Source organism: Methylobacterium sp. E-005, from assembly GCF_022829725.1.
Lineage (GTDB): Bacteria > Pseudomonadota > Alphaproteobacteria > Rhizobiales > Beijerinckiaceae > Methylobacterium.
On sequence record NZ_JAKSYG010000054.1, the window covers coordinates 1 to 1624 of the forward strand.

A 1624-nucleotide genomic window follows, 5' to 3' on the forward strand; every position below is an offset into this window, starting at 1 on the left:
AGAACCGGAGGGTGAAGCTGCCCTTGACGGCCTGGTCCTGCGCCCGGGCGCCGGTCTGGCCGGTATAGGCCACGCCGAGGGTCGCGTTCGGCGCCACCGCCAGATCCAGGCCCACCTGCGCCACCAGCGCGTCCCGGTCGATCGGAACGCCCGCGCTCAGGAAGGCCGGGCCGCCCGCCCCGAACCGCAGCAGAGCCGTCGGCACCACATCCCCGAACGCACGCCGGTAGCCGACCAAGCCCCGCAGCGTCACCGGCAGGCCGAGCCCCAGATCCAGGCTCGTCTGCGCCCGCACCCCCGCGGTCACCGCCCCGAGGTCGTAGTCCCGGGCCAAGCTCGCCACCGCCGCCGCACCGCCCGTCTCCGCAACCGCGTCCCGCCGGATCCCGACATACGCCCCGCCCACGAACGGCTCGACGTAAGACGCCGCCGGCTGCACCGCGAAAGCCGCCCCGTCCTTCGACACCAGCGCGGCCGCGGCCGGCGCCCCCAGCGCGATCTTCCAGCCGATCTCGCCGAAGCCCTGCAGCGTGTACCCGCCGCCATGCCCGCTCAGCGTGTCCGACAGCCCGTACAGCACCGCCCGGCGCGTGCGCGCATCCGTGTCGGCGTAGAGCGCGCCGAGCCGCAGCGACAGCGGACCGAGCTCGGCGCCGCCATAGACGCCGCCGAACCCGCTCTTCAGCGTCGCGCTCTCCGCCCGGCGCGTGCCGCCGACCCGGCCGGCGCTGTCCAGATACGCCTCCGTGTAGCCGCCGACCACGCCGAAGCGCAGGCCGCTCGGAAGGCGGACATCCGCGCCCGCCGCGAAGCCGGCGATCTGCCGGTCGAGGTCGAACGCGTTGCCGCCGCCCTCGGCCGTGCCGAACGACCCGAAGCCCTGGCCCCACAGCCCGAACACCTGCGGGTCGAGGGTGCGCACCGGCACGTTCGCCACGACCGGCGCCCGGCCCGGCAGGTCGGCCGTGTAGGCGGCCGGCAGGCGGCCGTAGTCGAGCCCGGCGCCGCGATCGCTGCCGGAGTTGCCCCAGCGCAGGCGGTCGAGCACCGCCTCACGCACGAAGAAGGCGGTCTCGTAGGCGGCCGAAACCGTGCTGGCGTGGATGTCGCCCGAAAGCGCCCGGAAGCCGGCATCCGCCTCGGTGGCGGTGAAGGCGACCGTCGCGTCGAACAGCCGGCCGGCGCCGGCCGCCTGAACGGCGTTGGCCGCGGCCACGCCGTTGCGGCTGGTGGCGGAGGCCGAGAACGGCACGTCGTTGCGGGTGAGCGTCAGGTCGACCTCGTCGGGCCGGTAGCGCAGGCCCGGGCTGAGGAAGGCGAGGTTGGCGGTGACGCCGGCGAACTGGCCGGAGACGCCGCCGGCGGCCGACAGGATGGTGTAGGTGGTGCGCGGGTTGTAGCGGCCCGGGGCGGCCAGCACCTGGACGATGCCGCCCGCCAGGGCGGCCTGTCCGGCGGCCTGGATGCGGTCGGCCTGTCCGGCGGCGTTGGCCTCGACCCGGTAGGTCGAGCCCGGCGCGAAGGCGGCGTTGCCGGTGACGGTCAGCGTGCCGATCGAGTTGCCGGGCGACACGGTGCCGCCCGGCAGCGCGCGGATCCCGCCCACGATGCCCGTGCCGCCGAG

The 1624-nt window shown here is 75.7% G+C and carries 1 protein-coding gene; it reads right to left on the reverse strand.

All coding sequences use genetic code 11. The features are described from left to right. The coding region (locus tag MKK88_RS05505) for an autotransporter outer membrane beta-barrel domain-containing protein (RefSeq protein WP_243997665.1) at positions 1-1624 on the reverse strand (1624 nt) is incomplete at both ends.